The 1,208-nt window shown below is 27.6% G+C and carries 1 protein-coding gene; it reads right to left on the bottom strand.

Annotation, left to right across the window (positions count from 1 at the left end):
• Positions 1-38: 38 nt before the first annotated feature.
• On the bottom strand, positions 39-1,034 hold the full coding sequence (locus tag AWE51_RS23295; protein WP_066319012.1) for an IS110 family RNA-guided transposase: 996 nt from the start codon (positions 1,032-1,034) through the stop codon (positions 39-41).
• Positions 1,035-1,208: the final 174 nt, after the last annotated feature.

The following is a 1,208-nucleotide window of genomic DNA, read 5'->3' as shown; positions in this document are numbered from 1 at the left end:
GTATTCTATGATTAAATCAAGTAAAATTTAGATTTTTTTTAAGCGACAAATTTCATTGTATTTACATATGGAGTTTGTCGTTTTATTGTTGCAAATATTCTAGCTAATAGCTTGTTCCTAATAATGTTAATTGTGCTCATTTTGTTTTTTCCTTCTAAGGTTCTTTTTTGAAAATATTCTTTCATTTCAGGATTATGCTGAATAGCAGCCATAGCACACATGTGCATAATTGATTTTATATCTTTGTTAGCTAGATTGGAGACCCTTGTTCTGCCTTTAAGGCTAGTTCCAGATTGATACGGAAAAGGAGCTGTACCACAATATGCCGCAAATTTCCTCCATGATTTAAATTTCTTGAAATTATTGGTAACAATTATTAGTGTAATTGCAGATTGATCTCCAATACCTTTAATAGATTTTATCAGTTTAAAATTATTTTTCAAATGTTCATTATTTTTAATAATTGTTAAGATTTCATTTTCTAGCATGATTATTTTTTTGGATAAATAGTTTATCAATTGTTCTTGTATATTAAAAATCAATTTATATTCTTTAGAATTAAACACCAGTTTTTGCTCTTTCAATTTTGCTTTAAAGGCGGCTCTTTGTCTTATCAATTGCTTTTTTAATGTCATTAACGATTTTAACTTCGAAATATCTTTTTGAGGTAATTCCATGGGTATTAATTCCTCTTTTAAACGATATCCATATATCGCTATTCTTTTAGCATCAATTTGATCATCTTTACCTCTTGCAATTCCTATTGAACGTTTAATGTCTAGCCCTGGAACCATACAAAACTTAAAGTTATTTGAATCTAAATACAAAGCTAGATTATTAGAGTATATTCCAGTAAATTCAAAAACAAAAACAGATCGAATTTGAGAAAACGTACTATTGTTTTTAATCCAAGAAACCATATTTTTAAAACCAATCTTATTGTTTTCAAAACAGTTTTTAGCTTGAGAAGAATAAATAAAAGCGTCTAATGTTTTTTTGCTTACATCAATACCAATAACATCGTTAAATTTCATAATTTAGTGTTTAAGAATAATTAAAAATCACATAAACTAAGACCTTTAAAAGGGGAACTAAAATTCTATAGGGTTCTATGTGATTAAAGAAAAAGTACGGAGACTAATACGGGTTAGAGCCTTAATACTAGATCGCTCGAAAGTTCACTCCGTTCTTTTAAATTTTACAACTTA

Origin of the sequence: Aquimarina aggregata (assembly GCF_001632745.1) — a bacterium.
GTDB classification, from domain to species: Bacteria; Bacteroidota; Bacteroidia; order Flavobacteriales; family Flavobacteriaceae; genus Aquimarina; species Aquimarina aggregata.
The sequence above is the reverse complement of the archived record's forward strand: the minus strand, read 5'-3'. Positions and strand labels throughout refer to the sequence as shown.